Annotated in this window: 19 protein-coding genes; 12 read left to right on the forward strand and 7 right to left on the reverse strand. The window is 42.3% G+C overall.

What is annotated here, in order from left to right; all coding sequences use genetic code 11:
• Positions 1-78 precede the first annotated feature (78 nt).
• The 6 genes from pcnB to yjgA all read left to right on the forward strand — a co-directional run bounded on the left by pcnB (position 79) and on the right by yjgA (position 6,296).
• Positions 79-2,298: a polynucleotide adenylyltransferase PcnB gene (gene pcnB / locus QL886_RS07915; RefSeq protein ID WP_290178273.1), complete on the forward strand. Its 2,220-nt coding sequence runs from the start codon at positions 79-81 to the stop codon at positions 2,296-2,298.
• A 1-nt stretch (position 2,299) separates the two neighbouring features.
• Entirely contained in the window at positions 2,300-2,821 is a 522-nt protein-coding gene (folK, locus tag QL886_RS07920) for a 2-amino-4-hydroxy-6-hydroxymethyldihydropteridine diphosphokinase (RefSeq protein ID WP_290178274.1), read from the forward strand.
• A gap of 126 nt (positions 2,822-2,947) precedes the next feature.
• Positions 2,948-3,748, forward strand: coding sequence for a 3-methyl-2-oxobutanoate hydroxymethyltransferase (gene panB, locus QL886_RS07925; RefSeq protein WP_290178275.1), 801 nt, complete (start codon positions 2,948-2,950; stop codon positions 3,746-3,748).
• Positions 3,749-3,814: 66 nt separating this feature from the next.
• A complete protein-coding gene (panC, locus tag QL886_RS07930; RefSeq protein ID WP_290178276.1) occupies positions 3,815-4,717 on the forward strand; it encodes a pantoate--beta-alanine ligase in 903 nt (300 codons plus the stop codon).
• A gap of 51 nt (positions 4,718-4,768) precedes the next feature.
• Positions 4,769-5,734: an RNase adapter RapZ gene (gene rapZ / locus QL886_RS07935; protein ID WP_165598081.1), complete on the forward strand. Its 966-nt coding sequence runs from the start codon at positions 4,769-4,771 to the stop codon at positions 5,732-5,734.
• Between the two features lie 49 nt (positions 5,735-5,783).
• Positions 5,784-6,296 (forward strand): ribosome biogenesis factor YjgA, encoded by a 513-nt coding sequence (gene yjgA / locus QL886_RS07940; RefSeq protein ID WP_057757930.1) that lies wholly within the window; start codon positions 5,784-5,786, stop codon positions 6,294-6,296.
• Positions 6,297-6,493: 197 nt separating this feature from the next.
• Here yjgA and QL886_RS07945 read toward each other — a convergent pair whose 3' ends face one another.
• On the reverse strand, positions 6,494-7,114 hold the full coding sequence (locus tag QL886_RS07945) for a thiol:disulfide interchange protein DsbA/DsbL (RefSeq protein ID WP_057757933.1): 621 nt from the start codon (positions 7,112-7,114) through the stop codon (positions 6,494-6,496).
• A 505-nt stretch (positions 7,115-7,619) separates the two neighbouring features.
• Here QL886_RS07945 and ubiG point away from each other — a divergent pair.
• The 4 genes from ubiG (at position 7,620) to QL886_RS07965 (ending at position 10,553) form a co-directional block, all read left to right on the forward strand.
• Entirely contained in the window at positions 7,620-8,447 is an 828-nt protein-coding gene (gene ubiG, locus QL886_RS07950; protein ID WP_290178279.1) for a bifunctional 2-polyprenyl-6-hydroxyphenol methylase/3-demethylubiquinol 3-O-methyltransferase UbiG, read from the forward strand.
• 67 nt (positions 8,448-8,514) lie between these two features.
• Positions 8,515-9,225: an HAD-IA family hydrolase gene (locus tag QL886_RS07955; protein ID WP_290178280.1), complete on the forward strand. Its 711-nt coding sequence runs from the start codon at positions 8,515-8,517 to the stop codon at positions 9,223-9,225.
• 75 nt (positions 9,226-9,300) lie between these two features.
• Positions 9,301-10,137 (forward strand): YciK family oxidoreductase, encoded by an 837-nt coding sequence (locus tag QL886_RS07960; protein ID WP_290178281.1) that lies wholly within the window; start codon positions 9,301-9,303, stop codon positions 10,135-10,137.
• Between the two features lie 149 nt (positions 10,138-10,286).
• Positions 10,287-10,553, forward strand: coding sequence for a DksA/TraR family C4-type zinc finger protein (locus QL886_RS07965; protein ID WP_101204603.1), 267 nt, complete (start codon positions 10,287-10,289; stop codon positions 10,551-10,553).
• A gap of 253 nt (positions 10,554-10,806) precedes the next feature.
• Here the strand turns inward: QL886_RS07965 and QL886_RS07970 are convergent, their stop codons facing one another.
• Both QL886_RS07970 and ompR read right to left on the reverse strand, forming a co-directional pair.
• Entirely contained in the window at positions 10,807-12,075 is a 1,269-nt protein-coding gene (locus QL886_RS07970) for a GTP-binding protein (protein WP_290178282.1), read from the reverse strand.
• A 79-nt stretch (positions 12,076-12,154) separates the two neighbouring features.
• On the reverse strand, positions 12,155-12,913 hold the full coding sequence (gene ompR / locus QL886_RS07975) for a two-component system response regulator OmpR (protein ID WP_057757943.1): 759 nt from the start codon (positions 12,911-12,913) through the stop codon (positions 12,155-12,157).
• 378 nt (positions 12,914-13,291) lie between these two features.
• On the opposite strand from ompR, the gene QL886_RS07980 reads away from it, so the two are divergent.
• Positions 13,292-15,838 (forward strand): Tex family protein, encoded by a 2,547-nt coding sequence (locus QL886_RS07980; protein ID WP_290178283.1) that lies wholly within the window; start codon positions 13,292-13,294, stop codon positions 15,836-15,838.
• 115 nt (positions 15,839-15,953) lie between these two features.
• Here QL886_RS07980 and QL886_RS07985 read toward each other — a convergent pair whose 3' ends face one another.
• Complete coding sequence (locus tag QL886_RS07985) at positions 15,954-16,532, reverse strand: hypothetical protein (RefSeq protein ID WP_290178285.1); 579 nt, start codon at positions 16,530-16,532, stop codon at positions 15,954-15,956.
• A 751-nt stretch (positions 16,533-17,283) separates the two neighbouring features.
• A complete protein-coding gene (locus tag QL886_RS07990) occupies positions 17,284-18,570 on the reverse strand; it encodes a saccharopine dehydrogenase NADP-binding domain-containing protein (protein WP_290178286.1) in 1,287 nt (428 codons plus the stop codon).
• A gap of 502 nt (positions 18,571-19,072) precedes the next feature.
• On the opposite strand from QL886_RS07990, the gene QL886_RS07995 reads away from it, so the two are divergent.
• Positions 19,073-19,228, forward strand: coding sequence for a DUF1328 domain-containing protein (locus QL886_RS07995; RefSeq protein ID WP_082624527.1), 156 nt, complete (start codon positions 19,073-19,075; stop codon positions 19,226-19,228).
• A 133-nt stretch (positions 19,229-19,361) separates the two neighbouring features.
• Here QL886_RS07995 and QL886_RS08000 read toward each other — a convergent pair whose 3' ends face one another.
• Both QL886_RS08000 and QL886_RS08005 read right to left on the reverse strand, forming a co-directional pair.
• The gene (locus QL886_RS08000) at positions 19,362-19,655 is read right to left on the reverse strand and encodes a 4a-hydroxytetrahydrobiopterin dehydratase (protein ID WP_057757953.1); all 294 of its coding nucleotides are present in this window, start codon (positions 19,653-19,655) and stop codon (positions 19,362-19,364) included.
• Between the two features lie 157 nt (positions 19,656-19,812).
• Positions 19,813-20,106, reverse strand: a complete 294-nt coding sequence (locus tag QL886_RS08005; protein ID WP_290178287.1) for a GNAT family N-acetyltransferase — start codon at positions 20,104-20,106, stop codon at positions 19,813-19,815.
• Between the last annotated feature and the right edge of the window lie 34 nt (positions 20,107-20,140).

Raw genomic sequence — 20,140 nt, forward strand, 5'->3', positions numbered from 1 at the left:
TAAACTAGCGGGTACATCCGCCTGATAAACGCTGTGTTATTCAGGGGTAGTTAAAGAATACCGGCGAGGAGTAGATGCATGGCCGAGCGTGCCGCCAAGCAGTTAGAACTGAACAAATCTGAATTACCCAACTCCATTACTGAAGTGATTGCCACATTGACCCGTGCTGGGTTTGATGCGTATATCGTCGGTGGTGGGGTGCGCGATACTTTATTAGGTCTGCGCCCGAAAGACTTTGATGCCGTCACTGATGCCAAGCCACATGAGATTAAAGATGTCTTTGGTAAGCGCTGCCGCATTATCGGTCGCCGCTTCCAGTTGGCACATGTGTATTCAGGTCGCGAGTTGATTGAAGTTGCTACTTTCCGTGGACCACCAACCAGTGATGCCAATACCAATCAAGACGGTATGATTCTGCGCGACAATGTTTGGGGCGATATTCAACAAGATTTCTCCCGTCGCGACTTCTCTATTAATGCGCTTTATTATCAACCGCTCAAAGGCATCGTTCATGATTTCTGCGGTGCGCTTGATGATATTGATAACAGAATCATTCGTCTATTGGGCAATGCGCCAGTACGTATCGAAGAAGATCCTGTGCGCTTGCTCCGTGCCTTACGTTTCAAAGCCAAGTTAGGTTTTGATTTTGATGAAGCATTGTCCGCGCAATTTAATGACGGAAACTGGGCGCTGCTTGAGCAAATATCACCGCATCGTCTCTATGATGAAACGCAAAAAATGTTTACTGGTGGCTATTTAGTACCCCTATTGCCATTATTGTTTGAATCAGGTGCGATTGATAGTCTCATTATCTATCCACCGTCTGAGCCAAGTGCTTTAGTCAATCAGGTAGCTATCAATACCGATAAGCGTATTGCGGCGGGCAAGAGTATCAACCCTGCGTTCTTCTATGCTGCCTTACTGTGGGAAAATTACCTACATCAATTGGCAAAAGCTAAGAAGCGCAATATGCCCTTTGCCGAAGCGCAAATGCATGCGGCTGGTAAAGTCATCGACCGTCAGCGTATCAAAACCGCTATTCCGAAATTTGCTGAGCAATTTATCCGTGATATCTGGATATTGCAGCCAAAACTTGCAGCCCCGCGTAGCAAGCAAATCGTTCAGCTATCTGAGCATCCACGTTTCCGTGCTGGCTTTGACTTTTTATTATTACGTGAGCAGTGCGGCGATGCAGAGCATCCGCTATCAGAGTCAACCAACGATATGGGTGACTGGTGGCAGACGTATCAAACCTTGTCTGAACAAGAGCAACAGCAGGCGATTGATGAGTTTGATGAAAATATTCGCCGAGGTGCTTATAAAAAAGGGCAACGTGGTCGCGGACGTAATCGTCAAGAATCAAAAACACAGACTACTGATAACGCAACACCTAATCAGAACAGTACAAAGCAAGATAAAGCCGATGACCGTGCTGAAAAAGGTAGAAATGATCAAACAATGGTAAATGATTCGTCAAATATTCCAGCCCGTCGCCGCCGCGCTGCCAGCCAGTCTAAAGCTGGCCGTAATGACAGTAGCAGACACAACGTGCAGCAAGTAGAGCAAGACAATAACGAGCTTGCTCAGCTACAGCAGTTGTCTCTTGCTAGTAACAAGCAATCGGCAGGTCAACAGGCAAAGCCTAAGCCGTTATTTGTTATCGAGCACGAGAACGTTGTGCCACCATTGCAGAAGCAACTGTCAGCTGATAATACGTCGAAGCGCAGCAAAGCACCTGTAAGAAAGTCACCATCAACCAATCAAGATGCACCAAAGCAAGCGGTTAAGTCTGAACGCTCAAATAACGTTCAGCCGTCTAATACTGACCAGCCAGAAGCTCAAGCGTCAGCTAGACCAGCTCGCTCGATCGCAAGATCACCTGCGCTAGTCAGTATGAATAACGAGCCGATCCCGCACAAGCGTCGCCGTCGTCAACCTACTGTAGATAGTGCGAGCAATATCGAAGTACAAGGCAGTAATAATTCGAAGGGCAGTAATGGCAAAGCACAGCCAGCAGCGAAGTATGCGAAAAAAGCGCCTAAACCTGCAGTTGAATCGACTGATAAAAGCGATACTAAAAATGTAAAGGAAGTAGGTAGCAAGGCAGTAGATAGCAAAGACGCTACAAAAACCGCTGCACCTGCGAGAGCCAAGAAATCGGTGAAAGCAACTACTACAAAGGCTACTAAAGCGAAGCAAGATACGAGCGATCAGATACCTGCTATAAAAGTAACTGATAACAAAGGCCCTGTACCATCGAAGCGCCGCCGCCGTCAGCCTAGTACTGAAAGCGCATAATATGGATAACAGTACAGATAATAGTAACTGGGTTACCTGTTATGTGGGTTTGGGTAGCAACCTCGCTAATGAGCTGGGTTCGCCTACCGATCATTTGCAGCAGGCGCTTGCAATGATGCGAGCACATGAGCAGGTACGTGAAGTAAGTGTCTCTTCTTTTTATGCTTCAGCACCGATGGGTCCGCAAGATCAGCCAGATTTTATCAATGCAGTAGCTGGTTTTGAGACAACGTTTGCCCCTTATGAATTGCTTGCTTTTTGTCAGCAGTTAGAGAGCATGGCCAAGCGGGCACGTTTGCGCCGTTGGGGTGAACGTAGTCTGGACGTTGATATTTTGCTATACGGCGAGAAACAGATTACCGATCCAACACTGACAGTACCGCATGCTGGCTTAAGTGAGCGTAATTTTGTCTTAATACCACTGCGAGAGTTGGCACCAAATTTAACCATCGCAGGTAAGTTGATAAGTGATTATTCACAAAGTCGCGATTGGACAGGTTTAACATTATTATCAAGCGATTGATTATAAGTAACTGATGCTAAGTGATAGACATTAAATGTTTGAAAGATTCGTCTAACGTATTTCAAGCATAGCTCTTATAGTAGCAATATTGATAATCAAAGGCATTGCAGATTAATTGAGGGTCATATGACGACATTATCTACTCTAAATAAGTTTAAAAAAGACGGTACCAAGTTCACTTGCTTGACCTGTTATGACTCGATGTTTGCACGAATGATGGAAAAAGCCGAAATTGACACGATTTTAATTGGGGATAGCTTGGGCATGGTTGTACAAGGCCATGACTCGACACTACCTGTAACAGTCAATGATATGGCTTATCACACTGCCAATATTGCCCGTAGTAATAAACACGCGTTGATATTGGCTGATCTACCGTTTATGAGTTATGTGACACTACCAGAAGCCGTTGCTAATAGCCGCACGCTGATGCAAGCAGGGGCGCATGTCATAAAAATCGAAGGTGGTAGTGAGCTTTGTGAATTGGTAACGACCTTGGCGCAAGCAGGCACACCAACTTGTGTACATCTTGGTTTGACCCCGCAGTCTGTGAACGTGTTTGGCGGTTATAAAATTCAAGGTCGCGGTGATGAGGCGGCTGATAAACTGCTTGCTGATGCCAAAGCAGTCGTCGATGCTGGTGCCGCACTGCTAGTATTAGAATGTGTTCCAGCCGCGCTTGCAAAAGCCGTTACTGAAGCTGTTGCCGTGCCAGTTATTGGTATTGGTGCTGGAGCCGATACTGATGGTCAGGTATTGGTTATGCATGACATGCTAGGTATGGCGCATGGCCGAGTGCCACGTTTTATTCATGACTTTTTAACAGATGAGCGTAATAGCGCACACAGTATCGAAGGTGCTTTTGCGCTCTATCAGCAGTCAGTACGCGAAGGTAGTTTCCCGACTGAGCAGCACCAATTTAGCTGATTTTGAAGTTATTAAAGTTATTTACGCTATTGAACAACAGAACGTTTGAATAGAAGAAAAGTAATCATGTCTCCAATTATTTATCATGATATCTCGTCACTACGTGAAGCGCTGCAGCCTTATCGTGGTCAGCAAAATAACAAACAAGGCCGTCAGCAGCGTATTGCGTTAGTACCAACGATGGGTAATCTGCATGACGGTCATCTTGAGCTGGTAAGGATTGCCAAACAGCATGCGGATGTAGTGGTGGTCAGTATCTTTGTTAACCCTACTCAGTTTGGCGTTGGGGAAGATTTTGATAGCTATCCCCGTACGCTAGATGCCGATGTGGCTAAGCTTGCGACAGTTGATGCAGATTACGTGTTTGCACCTAGTATTGATACGATGTATCCAGTATTACCACCACCTACTGCTGTATTAGCTGGTGCTATTGCCAATCAGTTATGTGGACAATCACGTACTGGACACTTCGATGGTGTTGGTATTGTGGTTTCTAAACTGTTCAACATTGTGCAACCAGATGTGGCAGTATTTGGACAAAAAGACTATCAGCAGCTTGCTATCATTAAGCAGTTGGTACGTGACTTGAGTTATCCAATTAATATCATTGGTGCGCCTATTGTTCGTGCTGATGATGGCTTAGCGCTATCATCGCGTAATCAATACTTAAGTGCAAATGAGCGTCAAGCTGCCCCTGTATTACATCAAGCATTGCAAGAATTAGCGCAGAGTTTGAAAAGTACGGCTCTTAGTCAGCAAGCATTTGATAAGCTATTAGTAGAGACGCGGACACGTATTAGTGACGCAGGTTTTATTATTGATTATCTGGAAATAAAGACTGAGGAGTTAGGTTCTGTCGTAAGTGACTCTAAAACCTTTAATACAGAAAACAAAAATATCGTTATTTTAGTCGCAGCATGGCTAGGACGAGCGCGTTTGTTGGACAATCAATTGGTAGTGGTAAATTAGCTTCTATGACATAGCAGTAGACTAGATACAATAGACTTGGATGAGTAGATCATGGGTGTAAGTCAGGATCAAAATAGTAATGCGGCAGCAACGATAGCGGATCAGACGTCTACGAATAAGCTCAGTATATTGGTGGTCTCAGGGCGTTCAGGATCTGGTAAAACCTCAGTATTGAATATCTTAGAAGATCTAGGCTATTACTCTATTGATAATTTGCCGCTGTCTTTATTACCTAATGCTGCTCATAAATTAGTCAATGAAAGCGGTATTCATCGTATTGCGCTGGGTGTCGATATTCGAACGCCACGTGCGGATTTATCTAACTTTGCAGTGACGTATGCCTCTCTTAAGGAAACCTATGGGTCGCATGCGGTACAGATTTTATATGTGACTGCACAAGAGAGTACGCTGATAGCTCGTTTCAATGCGACGCGACGCGTACATCCGCTAATGTCACAAGATATCGATAGTGATAACGCTAAGCATATTGCCTTTAATTTACCTGCTGCTATCAAAAAAGAAGTTGAGCTGTTAGAGCCAATTGCTGGTCATGCTGATATTAGGATTGATACCAGTAGCCTAAATATCCATCAGTTAAAAGACAGTTTGCGTGAACACATAGGCATGGACAATCAGATTGTCATCAATCTACTGTCTTTTGGTTTTAAATACGGTAGCCCTATCGATGCTGACTTTGTATTCGATGTTAGAATTTTACCGAATCCGCATTGGAACCCTGAGTTACGTGACTCGACAGGTCTGGATACTGAGGTAGGCGCATTCTTCTCAGATTATCCAGAAGTAGCAGAAATGATGGGTGATATTGATAAGTTTTTGACCCGTTGGCTACCAGAGTTTTTGCACAATAATCGTCATACGGTCACGGTTGCCATAGGCTGTACGGGCGGCAAACATCGCTCTGTTTTTATCACTGATCATCTACAACGCCGCCTTGCTGAGGCCATGCCTAAAGGCGTGAAGGTATTGGCAAAACACCGTGAAAAAAGTCGTTGGTAATGATATCAGACACTATTTAATTTATTAATTATTATTTTGGAAAGCTTTTATGATCGACTGGAAAGAACAGGACATGCGCGTTTCGCGCACAGAACTCAAAAAAGCCCATGAGCGCTTGCAGCAGTTATCTATACCGCTTGCTAGCTTATCGAAAAAACAGTTAAAAGCTTTACCTGCCAGTGATTATTTTATGGCGGAGCTAATGGCATTGGCTGATATTACTAGCGCCAATGCTCGCAACCGTCAGACCAAACGTGTTGGCAAGCTGATGATTGAAGAAAATCGCCATGAGCTGATAAAGGCACTATTTGATGCCTTTTTTCCTAAAGAGCAAGTCTCAAAAATAGAGAGCTGGTACGAGCGTCTGAATATCAATGATGAAGGTACGCTCAAGCAATTTGTGAAGCAATATAAAGCTTCTGAGCACCACAGTATGTATCAGTTATTATTGTGGATAGAGTATGCCAAACATATGCAAGATGATGAATTGCTAGCAGAATCTAAAGCAGATTTGGCAAGTTATATTCGTGAAGTGGCTATTTTATCGCAGCTGAAGAAATAACATTTATAACCAAGCTAGAAATCTATTAATTAGAATTTTATTAGTTGAAAGATTAGTAGTTAAAAAATGAGTAATTAAAAGACGTATAGCTAAAAGGTTAAGATGCAAAAAAGCCAATCAATTTATGATTGGCTTTTTTGTGCACGACATAGATATGCTGTACGTCATGTGAGTTATTCAAGTATTCATGGCTCGAATTATTTCTTTTCAGCGCGAGTCTTGTCAACTAAATAGTCAACAACTTTAGCGACTTTAGCGTTTTCACCAGTTACCACATATTTGCCTTGTACCACGACAGATGGAACACCAGTGATTTGATAACGCTTGGCGCCTTCTTGAGAGCGACCAATTTTTGTACCAACGGCAAATGAGTTATATAGGCTGTTAAATTTCTTTTCATCAACGCCTTTTGATGCATACCATTTGCTTAGTGACGCTTGATCAAACAGTTTTTTACCATCTTTATGGATAGCGTCAAATAATGCGTCATGAGTTTTGCTTTCAAAGCCTAAAAGCTGAGCCGCATAGAAACCGCGAGCATTGGCTTCCCAAACAGGGTTAAGTGCTGCTGGTGTCTTGAAGAAGGCAACATCTTTGTCTTTGGTTTTTGCCCATTTTTCCATGTGAGGGTTAAGCGCATTACAATGTGGGCAGCCATACCAAAAGAATTCACGAACAATGATAGCATCACCGCTGATTTTCTCTGGGTTGTCTAGCACACGGTAATCTTTTCCAGCGACATAATCTGCAGCTTGTGCGCCCATAGAGGCAAGTCCAATGGCCATGGCTAGACCAGTCAGTGTGATGACACGTTTCATACTTTATCCTTGAGGTGTGGAGACTTAGAATGGGTTAAGAGGTTGGTGTCTATATGGTTGTTAAACATGTGACACTTTAAAATATATAGTTTTTAAAGGGTCTAAACCAGACAGTGTCGAGTATAATCGAACAATAACAAAGTATCGACTATGATAACGTAAAATGTATGTACTTGTGAATCGCATTCTTAACCGATAGTTGTAAAGCTGTTAGCTATTATTTAAGGTATATTGCTTGTTACTTTTTGAACCTATTGTTTCTTAAACGTCTGCTTTATTTCTATGTAAGATTCAAGACATTTAAAAGGATCAGAATGCGATATTGTCACAAGGATACGTATCTTTTCTATATCAAGATACTGCCCAAAAAACAGGGTAAAGTTTAAGCCTATTCACAATCGGTGACGATGTGCTTACGACAAAACTGCTACTCTCATGCTAGTATTAAGCACATAATCGTGCACTGTAAACGATAATAATGATAGTGACAATCAAGGAACATACCATGAGCTCAGCTTTAAATTCTTCATCAACTTCGAGTGATCAAAATAACAATAGCACTTTCAATAGTACAGAGTCTAACACCATCAACGTAGATCCTAGCGAAGTCGAAAAATTTAATAACTTGGCGAGTGAATGGTGGAGCAATACAGGTGCCTTTGCAACGCTACACGAGATCAATCCATTACGTTTAAACTGGATAGAAGAAAACGTCAAACGTGGCTATCAAAATGCTGCTAATAAAACCACTGAGCAAGGACTTGCTGGCAAAAAAGTACTCGATGTAGGGTGCGGCGGTGGAATATTGTCAGAATCTATGGCACGCCGCGGTGCTGATGTAACAGGGATTGATTTAGGTACAGAGAACCTAAAAGCTGCTGCGTTACATGCAGAGCAAAGCCAGTTAGAGAATACGCTTCGTTACCAGCATATACCCGTTGAAGAGTTGGCAAAAACGCAGGCTGGTCAGTTTGATGTGGTGACGTGCATGGAGATGCTAGAGCACGTGCCAGATCCTAGCTCGATTGTGCAGGCTTGTTATGAGTTGCTAGCTCCTGGCGGCGTCTGTGTGTTATCAACGATTAATCGCAATCCTAAGTCTTATCTGTTTGCCATCGTTGGTGCAGAGTATGTGCTGCGATTGCTTGATCGTGGTACCCATGACTATGCCAAATTTATTACGCCAGCAGAATTAGACAAAATGGCACTTAATACTGGATTTGTTCGTCAGGATATTATCGGTTTGCATTATAATCCGCTGACTAAACGCTACTGGCTTGCCCAAAACGTCGATGTTAATTATATGATAGCCGTACATAAGCCACTGGCTTGATGCTGCACGCAGCCATTTATCTGCCATACTTTCACTAAACACGTCATCAATCTCAAGAGCATTCACTATGACCCAATTTGTAAAAGCTGTTTTATTTGACCTTGATGGGACATTAATCGATACTGCTGCTGATTTTGTTCGTATCATTGGCAAAATGAGTCTCGAAAACGATTGGCAGACACCGCCTGAAGCAGAAATCCGTGAGCAAGTCTCTGCGGGTGCCTCAGCTATGGTGCAATTGATGCTAAGACATAACGATCAACTCGAAGTCAGCGAGGAAGCGTTGCTTGAGTTTCGTCAGCAATTCTTAGATGATTATGAAGCAGATATCTGTGTCGATAGCTGCGTGTTTCAGGCGCTTGAAGCGGTGCTGACTGAGCTTGAAGCAAAAGGTGTGCCTTGGGGTATCGTTACCAACAAGCCACGTTATTTAGCCGAAAAGCTATTAAGTGAGATGCAACTAGATCAACGCTGTGCGGTTTTGGTTTGTCCAGATGATGTATCTCGCACCAAACCAGACCCAGAGCCAATGTATATGGCGCTAGAAAAACTGGGTATTCCACGAGGAGCGGCAGGCTGCGTGCTCTATGTCGGTGACCATGTACGTGATATTGAAGCTGGCAATGCCGCTGGCATGCCAACGATTTTGGCCGCTTATGGATATATTCCACCTGAAGATCAAAAGTCTTTAAAAAAATGGGGCGCCGACTATATTACGGATACGCCTGAGCAGCTGAATAAATTGCTGTTATCGTCTGGTAAGTTTGAGTATTTATAGACTGCTATATATCATCAGATTTACAACCATAAGCACATATCCTCAACGATTTAATGATAAGTAGTGAGCAATGCCATGAGTGACAATAATAACCAATCAGTCGTTCCACAAGACAATAAACAAACTGTTCAAAGTCCTATTCAGCCTTTGACTCATGATGATATTCGTAGCTTTGTACCGTCCAGTAATTGCCTAGATGGTAAGACTATTTTAGTGACTGGAGCTGGGGATGGTATTGGTCGTGTTGCGGCATTGACCTATGCTCGTTATGGCGCCACTGTCTTATTGTTAGGACGCACTAGTAGCAAGCTTGAATACGTCTACGATGAGATTGAAAGTCTTGGTGGTAAGCAGCCTGCTATGTTGCCGATGAATCTAGAAGGGGCAACTTACTCTGAAATGCAGCAGCTCGAAGGGCTAATTAATAAAGAAGTTGGCCAGTTAGATGGCATATTGCATAATGCTGGTGTATTAGGACAACTGACGCCGCTTGAGATGTATGACGTTGATACTTTCGCCCAAGTGATGAAAGTCAATTTCACAGCGACTTTTATGCTGACTCAAGCGCTATTGCCGTTACTAAAAGATGCTGATCATGGCTCTGTTGTCTTTACCTCTAGCACTGTAGGTACACATCCTCGCGCATTTTGGGGTGCTTATGCACTCTCAAAACAAGCAGTAGAAGGTATGAGTGATATCTTTACTCAAGAGACTCAGAACACTACCAATTTGCGTTTTAACTGTGTTAACCCAGGTGGCACTCGTACCAATATGCGTGCGCATGCGTATCCAGGTGAAAACCCTATGAGCTTAAAAACACCTGAAGATATCATGGCAGGCTATGTCTGTTTGATGAGTGATGAGAGCATTGGCGTACGCGGTCAAGTGATTGAGCTACAACCTAAAGATTAGTAGCAAAGTTTGTAAATCGATTACGTCATTCTTTATGGATGGTTTTATACACTATCGCAGGTTGTAATTAATCATAGCTAGCCCCATCTATTTGTTATTAAAGACATTTGTATTGTCTAATTATAATGAATAAAAAATAGGATAAGATTATGGCAGGTGGCTGGTCAAGAGATGGTGCTGAGCATGAACAGATGGATGCAACGGTAAATGATGCGTTGGAGCGAGCGCGACGTTCGTTACCGACAGGTGTGAGTGCTGAGCTGTGTGATGAATGTGGTAAGCCTATTCCAGAGGCAAGGCGACTGGCAGTGCCCGGTATTCAGCATTGTGTTAGCTGCCAGACGGAGCTTGAACAAGAAGCAAAAGCGGCTGAGCTGTTTAATCGTCGTGGTAGTAAAGACAGTCAATTGCGTTAAAAAATAGTTAGGGCGTGTCATCAATTCAATTGATAGTCATCTAAATGGGTTAAAAATGGCTAAATCTTGCCAAATGGCGTCAAATAACTGACTAATATCTCGATATTATCTGCGCTATTTTCCTTGTTTGACTGCGATTTATCTCATTTTTATCACCATTTTTAAAATGAGGACACGCCCTAGTTGCGTTGAAAAAAGAAAGGGCGGACATTGCTAGATAAAATAGCAGTGTCCGCCCTTTTTTTGTCTATTGCTATATAACCAGTGCCATCAGTTCGCGATCGCACTTTTCCCAATCTAACAATACTGATAATGCTTTGGCACCATTCACAGTTTCTGATTTTTCTGTAGCTTTATCGACAGCATTTGTATCAACAGTATTGCCTAATTGCAAAATAACTTCCAATCGACTATCAGTCTGTGGGTCGATGGTTCTGGTAGTTAGACTACCAGGGTTAAAATTGATCTGCATCCAGCCATCAGAAGTATGCACCACACCTTTAATGCGTTGCCAGTTTGGCAATGCTAACAACCAATTCTGTAAATCGTCAGCGTTTAGTATGTAGTGTGCGGGTAGTCGCCATCCTGCCAATTGAAAATCTTGCTGCGCTTCATGATAGCGATAGGGCAGATCAATATCAGCATTGACCTGAGGATTGGCCTGAGCCTCGCTCTCATCGGTAGATGAACTCGATGATGGCACAGTTGCTAAAGAATTGGCTGGAGACTGTAAACCAATCATCGATTTTGTAGGATCAGAGATAATGACTTTTCGTTGATTCGAGATAATATAGCTGGGCTTATTCAGTTGGTCGTTTAAAGTAGACGAGTATGCATCTGCTACAAGTTTATTTGCTACAAACTTATCTGATGAATGAACATCTGATGAGTCAATTGCCCCAGATGCCTCAGATACCGTTAATTCAGAAGCGTCCCAAATGATTTTTACTTGTGAATTTAGCTTGGCTATCCATTCTACCAAGGCTTGTTTTTCGCTAGTATCTAATTGGATATAACGATTAATTATCAGCACATCGGCATCACGGACATGCGCTTGAAAACCATCATGATCACGATACTTAATCTGTTGCCACTGCTCGCCACTCAGTACGGTTATGACAGCATTCATTTTTAGGGCGGTTTGCCAGTGCGGCGCACTAAGTTGTAGTATCAGCTCACGTGGATGTGCCAATCCTGTCGGCTCGATTAACAATCGCTGTGGATGATGCTCACTGAGCAGACGACTGATTGCAATTTGTAAGGGTAGCTGACTGGTGCAGCAAATACAGCCACCACTGACCTCACGAATGGCGATATTCTTTTGCTCAAGATCGTTATCTTGGGAGCTTGCCAGGAGTGCGCCATCAATACCGATACGGCCAAACTCATTGATTAATAGAGCCCAGCGTTCGTCATCAGGTTTTGTGGCCAGTAACTGATTAATTACGGTGGTTTTGCCAGAACCTAAAAACCCTGTCACTAACGTGCAGGGTATGTTTTGAAACATAATTGGGTTTTTCACAAATAGGCTCATCATATTGGCGCGTGTTTGTGAGTAATCAAACACGGCCTATATTAAAAGAAATTAGATCAGTCAAAAGTTATTCACTCTTGATGGTTTCTACCTCAGCTTCATCAGGAACGAACACATAACCAACGCCCCAGACGGTCTGGATATAACGCGCCTGTGAAGGGTTGTCTTCAATCAGACGACGTAGACGTGATACTTGGACGTCGATAGAACGCTCCATCGCACCCCATTCACGACCACGAGCAAGGTTCATCAACTTATCACGAGTCAATGGCTCACGTGGATGCTGTACGAGCGCTTTTAGTACTGAAAACTCACCTGTCGTCAAAGTGACTACGTTACCATCACGTTTGAGCGTACGAGTCGATAGATCTAGTGTCCATGGACCAAACTCGACCACTTCCATTTGATGACTTGGCGCACCTGGCAATTCACGGTTTTGACGACGTAATACAGCTTTGATACGAGCCAATAGCTCTTTTGGATTAAAAGGCTTAGGCAGATAATCATCTGCACCCGCTTCTAGACCTGCGATACGGTCTGCATCGCCACCTTTGGCAGTCAGCATAATGATAGGAATATCTGCATTGTCTTCACGCAGACGCTTACAGATACTGATACCGTCTTCGCCTGGCAGCATCAAATCGAGTACGACCAAAGAGAAAAGCTCACGTTGCATGAGTTTGTCCATCTGACTGCCATCATGAGCGGTACGAACGACAAAACCGTCGTCTTCTAGGAAGCGTTGCAACAAAGAGCGCAGACGAGCATCGTCATCGACGACTAAAATACGCTGAGTCAACGTGTCAGGGCTGTTGTTATCAGTCATACAGGCATCCTTTTATAAAAATTATTGTTATCAGAAACTACAAGTAAATAGCTATGAGCAAAAACACTGCCACTAATTATCATTATTTAATTATTGGTTACGAATAAGTACTTCATAAAATTAAAAACTATTGTTCAATATGTCAGCACATATCAATATTTGTGTTATTGATACTTTAGTGTATAAGATTGCACCGAGAATTGCATCACCCATGATAATAAATGCTGTATGCGTTTGTTTAACAAGTCCATAGGATGTGTGATATAGAACGATTCGCGTCCTAAAATGCGCAATAAATAACGAAAAGATAAAAAGGATTTTTATTCATGCAGCTTTTGCTATAATGCAAAGCTACATTTCTCAACGATTGATACGTATATGAGTAGCACTGATACCTTAACGTCATCTCAAACCTCGACAAATGCACAGGTTTTAGATGCAACCACACACGCGAATATTCACGACAAGCTTGCTCGCGCGCTTGGCATTAAGACTGCTCAAGTCAATGCGTTTGTCAAACTTTATGATGAAGGCGCGACGGTTCCTTTTATTGCGCGTTACCGCAAAGAAAAGACTCAGAATCTTGATGATGCGCAGTTGCGTGCTTTAGAGAAGTCTCTTAATTATGAGCGTGACATGGCAACACGTCGCCTAAAAATTACTGAGCTGCTAAGCACACAAGGCAATCTGACCGATGAGCTACAGACGCGTATCGATAATGCGACGTCTAAGCTTGAGCTTGAAGACATCTATCTGCCATATCGTCCGCGTCGTCGTTCACCTGCTGCTAAAGCTCGTGCCGCTGGTCTTGATACTGCTGCCCAAGCGGTCTTGACCCAAGAAATCACCCCGACGGATGCCTTGGCTGATTATCAGATCCAGTCAAGTATCACTGATGACAGTGGTAATGAAATCGAGGTTGACTTTAGCGATATCGAAAAACAACTCGCAGGCGTACAAGCGATTATCGTTGATGAATGGACACAAGCATTGGGCTTGTTGGACAACTTACGTAGTGGTTTTGCCAAAACTGCCAGTATCGTATCGAGCGTTGCGAGCGAAGAAAAGCGCGAAGTTGGCGAAAAATTCAAAGACTACTTTGAGCATAGCGAAAGCCTTGCTCGACTGCCAAATCATCGCCTATTAGCAATGTTGCGCGGTCGTCAAGAAAACGTCTTGGGTCTAAAAATTGAAGGCGAAGACGCACCGTTTATCGAAAAAATTATCAATCATTTCGATGTCGATGCTAAAGCCCCAGCAGCACGCCGTGAGTTTTTGGCAGAGGCAGCCAGTAGCTTGTGGAAAGACAAATGGCGTCCGCATATCGAGCACCGCTTGTTAACTGAAAAGCGCCTAGCCGCAGAAGCGGATGCGATTGATGTGTTCGCTAGCAACTTACAGCATTTGCTAATGTCTGCACCTGCAGGTCCTAAAGTAATCTTGGGTGTCGATCCTGGTATCCGTCATGGCGTAAAAATGGCTATCGTCGATGCGCAAGGTCATGTGATGTCAGATAGCGAAGAGAAGCCTGTTATAGCGACAGTGTATCCGTTTGCACCTGATAATAAGATGGATGAAGCCAAGAAAGTCATCGATGCGCTATTAAGTACTTATAACGTTGATTTGGTCGCTATCGGTAATGGTACGGCAAGTCGCGAAACAGATGCGATGATTAAAGAGATTTTGGCCGCGAATGATGCATTAAAAGCCAAAGCTGTTATCGTTAATGAGTCGGGTGCGTCTGTTTATTCAGCGAGTGAACTTGCTAGTGATGAGCTGGCCAATCTAGACGTTTCTGTACGCGGAGCGGTTTCTATCGCGCGTCGCTTGCAGGATCCATTGTCAGAGCTTGTTAAAGTTGATCCAAAAGCCATTGGCGTGGGTCAATATCAGCATGACGTCAATCAAAACCAGCTTGCAGACAGTCTTGATAAAGTAACTCAAGATAGCGTGAATGCCGTGGGTGTGGATGTAAACACAGCCAGTCCAGCTATCTTAGCTCACATCGCAGGTCTTAACCGCAATGTGGCGCAGCAAATCGTCACTTATCGCAAAGAGCATGGTGCATTTGAGAGCCGTGAAGCGCTCAAAAACGTCCCACGTCTAGGTGCTAAGACATTTGAGCAAGCAGCTGGTTTCTTGCGTATTCATAATGGTAGCAATCCATTAGATGCCACTGGTGTGCATCCAGAGAGTTATGCATTGGTCGATAGCTTACTCGCACAAGCGGGCAAGCCGTTGTCAGAAGTTATTGGTAACGACGGTGTGCTAAATACTATCGATACGACTACATTGGCTGCTAACGATGATAATGTCAGCGTAAAAGCGATTATCGAAGAGCTAGCTAAACCTGCTCGCGATCCTCGTCCTGAGTTTAAAACAGCTAATTTCCGTGATGACGTCAATAGCATCAAAGATTTGAGCGAAGGCATGACGTTAGAAGGGGTAGTCACCAATGTAACTGCCTTTGGTTGTTTCGTTGACGTCGGTGTGCATCAGGATGGTCTGGTACATATCTCACAGATGGCAAATGACTTTGTCGCAGATCCTATGAACCGTGTCAAACCTGGCGATATCGTATCGGTACGAGTTATCTCTATCGATGAGAAACGTGGTCGTATTGGCTTTAGCATGAAACCTGAATCTGAAAAACCTGTCCGTACGGCTGCCAAGTCTACGACAGCTAGTACAGATGGTGAGAAAACCAGTCGTCCACGCAATAATAATGCAAATAGTGACCGTCCAAATAATAGCCGTCCAGCTGCTGACAAACGTCCATCTAAGTCACGTGGCAAGCGTCAGGATAAAGACAACGCGAGCAACCGTAGTAAGCCGGTGAAAAATGATAAAGCTGAAGCCCCAAGTAAAATGGGTACACTCGGTGCTTTATTACAAGAAGCTGGCGTGACTAAAACTAAGAAATAAATACTACTAAAAATAGCTAAAATTGATAGTTTGATATAAAAAAAAGGCAGCCATATGGCTGCCTTTTTATATAAGTAATACGCTTACAAACTAATCAAACCAACTACCTATCTGCTTAGCGTGATACAGCGATACGACGGTTTTCTTTAAACTGTACGTTTGCTGGCTGAGTAGCTAATAACTCACCACGTTTGTCTTTTTTCTTTTCTTGTAATGTACTAGCAGCATCTGCAACTCTATTCTCAGTAGCCGCTTCACCAGCGATTAAAGGCTGATAGTCTGGATTGCTGTGTTGCATGTTAGGCGCTTGAGTGTTCTGTACAGGAGCCTGAGCAGTTGTAGCATTAGTCATTGCTGCCGCATTGGCTGTTGCTTGAGCGTTGTTCATCAAAGCTGCGTTATCATCTCTTGCTGCATCATCCATATCGTCAGCTTCGTCATTCATTTCATCTGCTTCATTACCCATGTCCATATCGACATCAGCAGTGTTTGACTCTTCGACATCTACAGCGCCAGGTTGGGTCGCTAGCAACTCACCATCAGGACCTTCTATTTCAGCCTGTAAAGTGCTCTCGACAGGAGCATTACGCATATCTTCTGGCATTAGATCGCTATTGTTAACGGGTGCCGCCATTGCCATAGTTGGCAATACAAGGCTGGCGCCGACGATTAGTGATAAGACATTCTTTTTCATTATAAAACTCCATGATACATAATTAGCAATAGTTAAAAACGATAACTCATATTCAATGATGAGCTGTTTTTATTTAAAGGTGTCTGTAAATACTGTATGCAAATTATCAACGATGTAGTTTATATTTCAGTAGCAAACTCATTAAGGTTCTAACAGTTTAATGTTTTCTTGTGACGTTATGAAACTGCCATACCTAAAGTCTAGCTAATATTTTAACTTCTAGATTCCCCAAAACTCATTAGTAGCAAAGGTTGATTGTGTTATTACAACTGTTAGTAAGTGAGTCTGCTAATAATAAATATCTATCGACGTCTCTAGTATTAAAAATATGAATGTTTGATTACTTATAGTTGTTATTTGAACTTAGCTTATTGTTATTAATGGTTTTTTTAGGGCTATCTATCAGTGTTATAGAGACTTCTTTTAAAAATTTTTATTTATGATTTAAAGCTAGTGTTTAGATAATTCTTAAATTCTATTATATAAACTCTTTGATAACATATACTTCATTAAACTAATGTTTGCATATGATTTTTCTACAATATCTATAAAATGATAGTAGTAATACTACATTAGTGATTAGTATCATAAAGTATTAAATAATCGGAAAACAGAAACATTGTTCACCAAAAAAATACGTTGTTCTCAATTTAATTCTTGTCTAAATTTTTAGAGTAGACAATAAAAAAACCGTATCTCGAAACCAAGATACGGTCATAAAAACATTCAGCCTTTATCATAACTCGATATATTAACTATCAATTACTTTAAAGCTAAGACCAGAATGCGCTTCTAAGCGTGTTATTAGCTTATCTCCCATCGCAGATGCTGGTGTCCAGAACCCACCGCCAACGTCCTCTTTGCTGATATCTTGTGCGAGACATAATGCCGCCTGCGAAATCATGCGAGAAGTACTGCCGTAACCAGGATCTCTATCACCTGTTACTTTAACGGTAATAGTGTCATTTTTGGCCGTTTGTCCAAAGTGACGAATATCAAAGTAGCCGTTTTCTTGCTCGTCTTTAGAAGGGCCTGAGCCAGCTTTTGGTAAAACGTGCTTGGATAGTAACTCGCGACTTGGTTTAATCATCATTGCAGTAGCAAAGCCCAACAAACCTGCACTCATGGCATAGCTAGACAGTTTTCCTTTGACGCCATCTTTCATCCACATTGCTTCGTCATATTTGAAATCGCGACCGTACTCATAGCTGAGCAATTGGTTAGTGCGATGGACGATACGCGTATTGATGGTCGCCATGACGAACGGTGCTAACCAGCGCTTATGGTTACTGTCATATACTGGTTTGCTGACATTATCCTGACGTACGTTTGGTGCATCAGTATCATCGTTTAACAGATATGGATTGGCCACTTGTTTTCGACGTGATTTATCTTCGCCAGCTTCTTCAAATATTGATGCCATCGATGCGATAGTACCGCCTGAGATACCACCTTTCGCTGCTTTGACACGCATATGGATGACATTACAGGTCTCGCCGAACTTTTCTTCTGCCTTAGCTTGGGTAAAGTACGCGCCCAAATCTGAAGGTATAGAATCAAAACCACAAGAGTTGACGATACGGGCACCACTTTGCTTGGCAGTATCTTGGTACTTGTCCATCATATCTTTGATGAAAATGGCCTCACCAGTAAGATCGACATAATCCGTACCGTTTTCGGCACAGGATTTAATCAGTGGCTCACCATATTTTAGATAAGGACCGACAGTAGAGATGATGACTTGAGTCTGTTTAGTCATCTTATCAAGGCTGGCAGCATCGTTACTATTGGCAATGATAATGTCTACCTTGCTCTCAAGTTTGGCCTTTAGCTTATTGAGCTTGTCTTCATCGCGACCTGCGATTGCCCATGATAGGTTTGAGCCATCTTCGTTCTTATTATTTGATAAAAAATTGGTTAAATAGTGGGCAGTGATCTGACCGACGAAGCTTGTCGCACCATATAGAACAACTGCATAAGGGCGTGTGTCGCCGCTGGTTTTTTGTGTAGGGTTTTCAGTATCCGTATTGGTATCCATATGTATTGTCCTTAATAGATTTGAGAATAAGTGGATAGTAAACTATAAACCAAGTCGTTTGATTAGGTTAGGGGTTTGTGAGGTCGCTACAGTTTATAGTTTGCAGCATACCTCACATACAACATCACATATAACGTGAGGAATTTAAAATAGTTCTGCATATAGTTAAAAGAATAGCGTTCAGTAAAAGAGTATTCAATAAAAGCACATTCAGGTAAAAAGCGCTTAGTTTAAGAACTCTCAGTTAAATAACGTTGCATTCAGAAATATAGTTCTATTTTGAAAATATCATCTATTAAAGAAAAAGAGGTATGAGACATTAACAGTTACTACAAACTTTACATAACCTACCGATATTATTACTAAAATGAACGTTTTTTAGAGACAAACATTGCTAATCTATAAGCGTAAACAGTAATAACTAGCATTAAATAAAAACAAGTTAAATGGATGCTATATAAATTCTAATATCTGTTTTTTACCATTATTTGAGGAGAAGATTATGTTTCGTTGGGCTATTATTTTTGCAGTGATCGCATTATTAGCGAGTTTCCTAGGTTTTGGCGGTGTCGCAGGATTGTCTGCTAATTTGGCATACATTTTCTTAGCAGTCGCTGTGATTTTGTTTATCGTTGCCTTTGTCAGTCGTAAAATGTAGACACGGCTTATCGTTGTAAATACCTACTATAAAAAATACCCTCAATTGAGGGTCTTTTTTTGTCTGCTTCAACTGGGGCAATCAATAGAGAACTAGGATAATTTGCGTAAAGGCATACGTTGTAGACTTGCTACTACAACCGTTTGGGCTGAATAATATGCTCCATGCGTTTGGCTAAACGAATATCTAGGCTAGATATACCGCCTGTATCATGATTGGTTAAACGGACCTCTACTATATTGTAGGTATTGCGCCATTCTGGATGGTGCTCAAGCGCTTCAGCATGAAATGCTGCTTGGTTCATAAAGCTCATCGCTTCGATAAAGTCGCTGAAGTGATAGGTCTTGACGATACTATTGCCATCACGCTGCCAACCGGCAAGCTCTTCTAGCTGTAGATTTATTTGTTTGTCAGATAAACTACTCATATTAATAACCTTTATTGTTATGTCGAATTGGTTTATTAAAAGTGGTGCTGGGGTATGTCTCCTATGTTAAATAAATATCTACATATTTTTCTGCTTTGACCGATATCACTTAACTGAGTCTCGTTAACGAATTAATTGAACCTAACTACGTAGCCAATTAAATTAAATCTTGATACTCAGGATGTTTGCTAATGTATGACGCGACAAATGAGCATTGTGGTATCACTTTCTTGTCTTGCTCACGCGCATAATCTAGCGCGTGTTTAACCAGTGCTGAACCAACGCCTTGACCGCCTAATTGCTGCGGTACGATAGTATGATCGTAGACCAATTTGTCAGCACTTTCCTGATAGCTAATATAACCTGTCTGACCATCGATAGAGGTCTCAAAGCGGTTCGCTGCTTGATTATGAACAATGTCTAGATTTGGTTTAGAGGTTTGGTTACTCATTAATATACTCCATTTCTTATTATCGAATTTTTAT

The organism is Psychrobacter sp. APC 3281 (genome assembly GCF_030407815.1).
Taxonomy (GTDB): domain Bacteria; phylum Pseudomonadota; class Gammaproteobacteria; order Pseudomonadales; family Moraxellaceae; genus Psychrobacter.

Coding starts and splice junctions, on each gene's coding strand:
- QL886_RS07965 (WP_101204603.1), top strand. CDS start 10,287: ATGGCAGGTGGCTGGTCAAGAGATGGTGCTGAGCATGAACAGATGGAT.
- panC (WP_290178276.1), top strand. CDS start 3,815: ATGTCTCCAATTATTTATCATGATATCTCGTCACTACGTGAAGCGCTG.
- ubiG (WP_290178279.1), top strand. CDS start 7,620: ATGAGCTCAGCTTTAAATTCTTCATCAACTTCGAGTGATCAAAATAAC.
- panB (WP_290178275.1), top strand. CDS start 2,948: ATGACGACATTATCTACTCTAAATAAGTTTAAAAAAGACGGTACCAAG.
- QL886_RS08005 (WP_290178287.1), bottom strand. CDS start 20,106: ATGAGTAACCAAACCTCTAAACCAAATCTAGACATTGTTCATAATCAA.
- pcnB (WP_290178273.1), top strand. CDS start 79: ATGGCCGAGCGTGCCGCCAAGCAGTTAGAACTGAACAAATCTGAATTA.
- rapZ (WP_165598081.1), top strand. CDS start 4,769: ATGGGTGTAAGTCAGGATCAAAATAGTAATGCGGCAGCAACGATAGCG.
- QL886_RS07995 (WP_082624527.1), top strand. CDS start 19,073: ATGTTTCGTTGGGCTATTATTTTTGCAGTGATCGCATTATTAGCGAGT.
- QL886_RS08000 (WP_057757953.1), bottom strand. CDS start 19,655: ATGAGTAGTTTATCTGACAAACAAATAAATCTACAGCTAGAAGAGCTT.
- yjgA (WP_057757930.1), top strand. CDS start 5,784: ATGATCGACTGGAAAGAACAGGACATGCGCGTTTCGCGCACAGAACTC.
- ompR (WP_057757943.1), bottom strand. CDS start 12,913: ATGACTGATAACAACAGCCCTGACACGTTGACTCAGCGTATTTTAGTC.
- QL886_RS07985 (WP_290178285.1), bottom strand. CDS start 16,532: ATGAAAAAGAATGTCTTATCACTAATCGTCGGCGCCAGCCTTGTATTG.
- folK (WP_290178274.1), top strand. CDS start 2,300: ATGGATAACAGTACAGATAATAGTAACTGGGTTACCTGTTATGTGGGT.
- QL886_RS07955 (WP_290178280.1), top strand. CDS start 8,515: ATGACCCAATTTGTAAAAGCTGTTTTATTTGACCTTGATGGGACATTA.
- QL886_RS07945 (WP_057757933.1), bottom strand. CDS start 7,114: ATGAAACGTGTCATCACACTGACTGGTCTAGCCATGGCCATTGGACTT.
- QL886_RS07980 (WP_290178283.1), top strand. CDS start 13,292: ATGAGTAGCACTGATACCTTAACGTCATCTCAAACCTCGACAAATGCA.
- QL886_RS07960 (WP_290178281.1), top strand. CDS start 9,301: ATGAGTGACAATAATAACCAATCAGTCGTTCCACAAGACAATAAACAA.
- QL886_RS07990 (WP_290178286.1), bottom strand. CDS start 18,570: ATGGATACCAATACGGATACTGAAAACCCTACACAAAAAACCAGCGGC.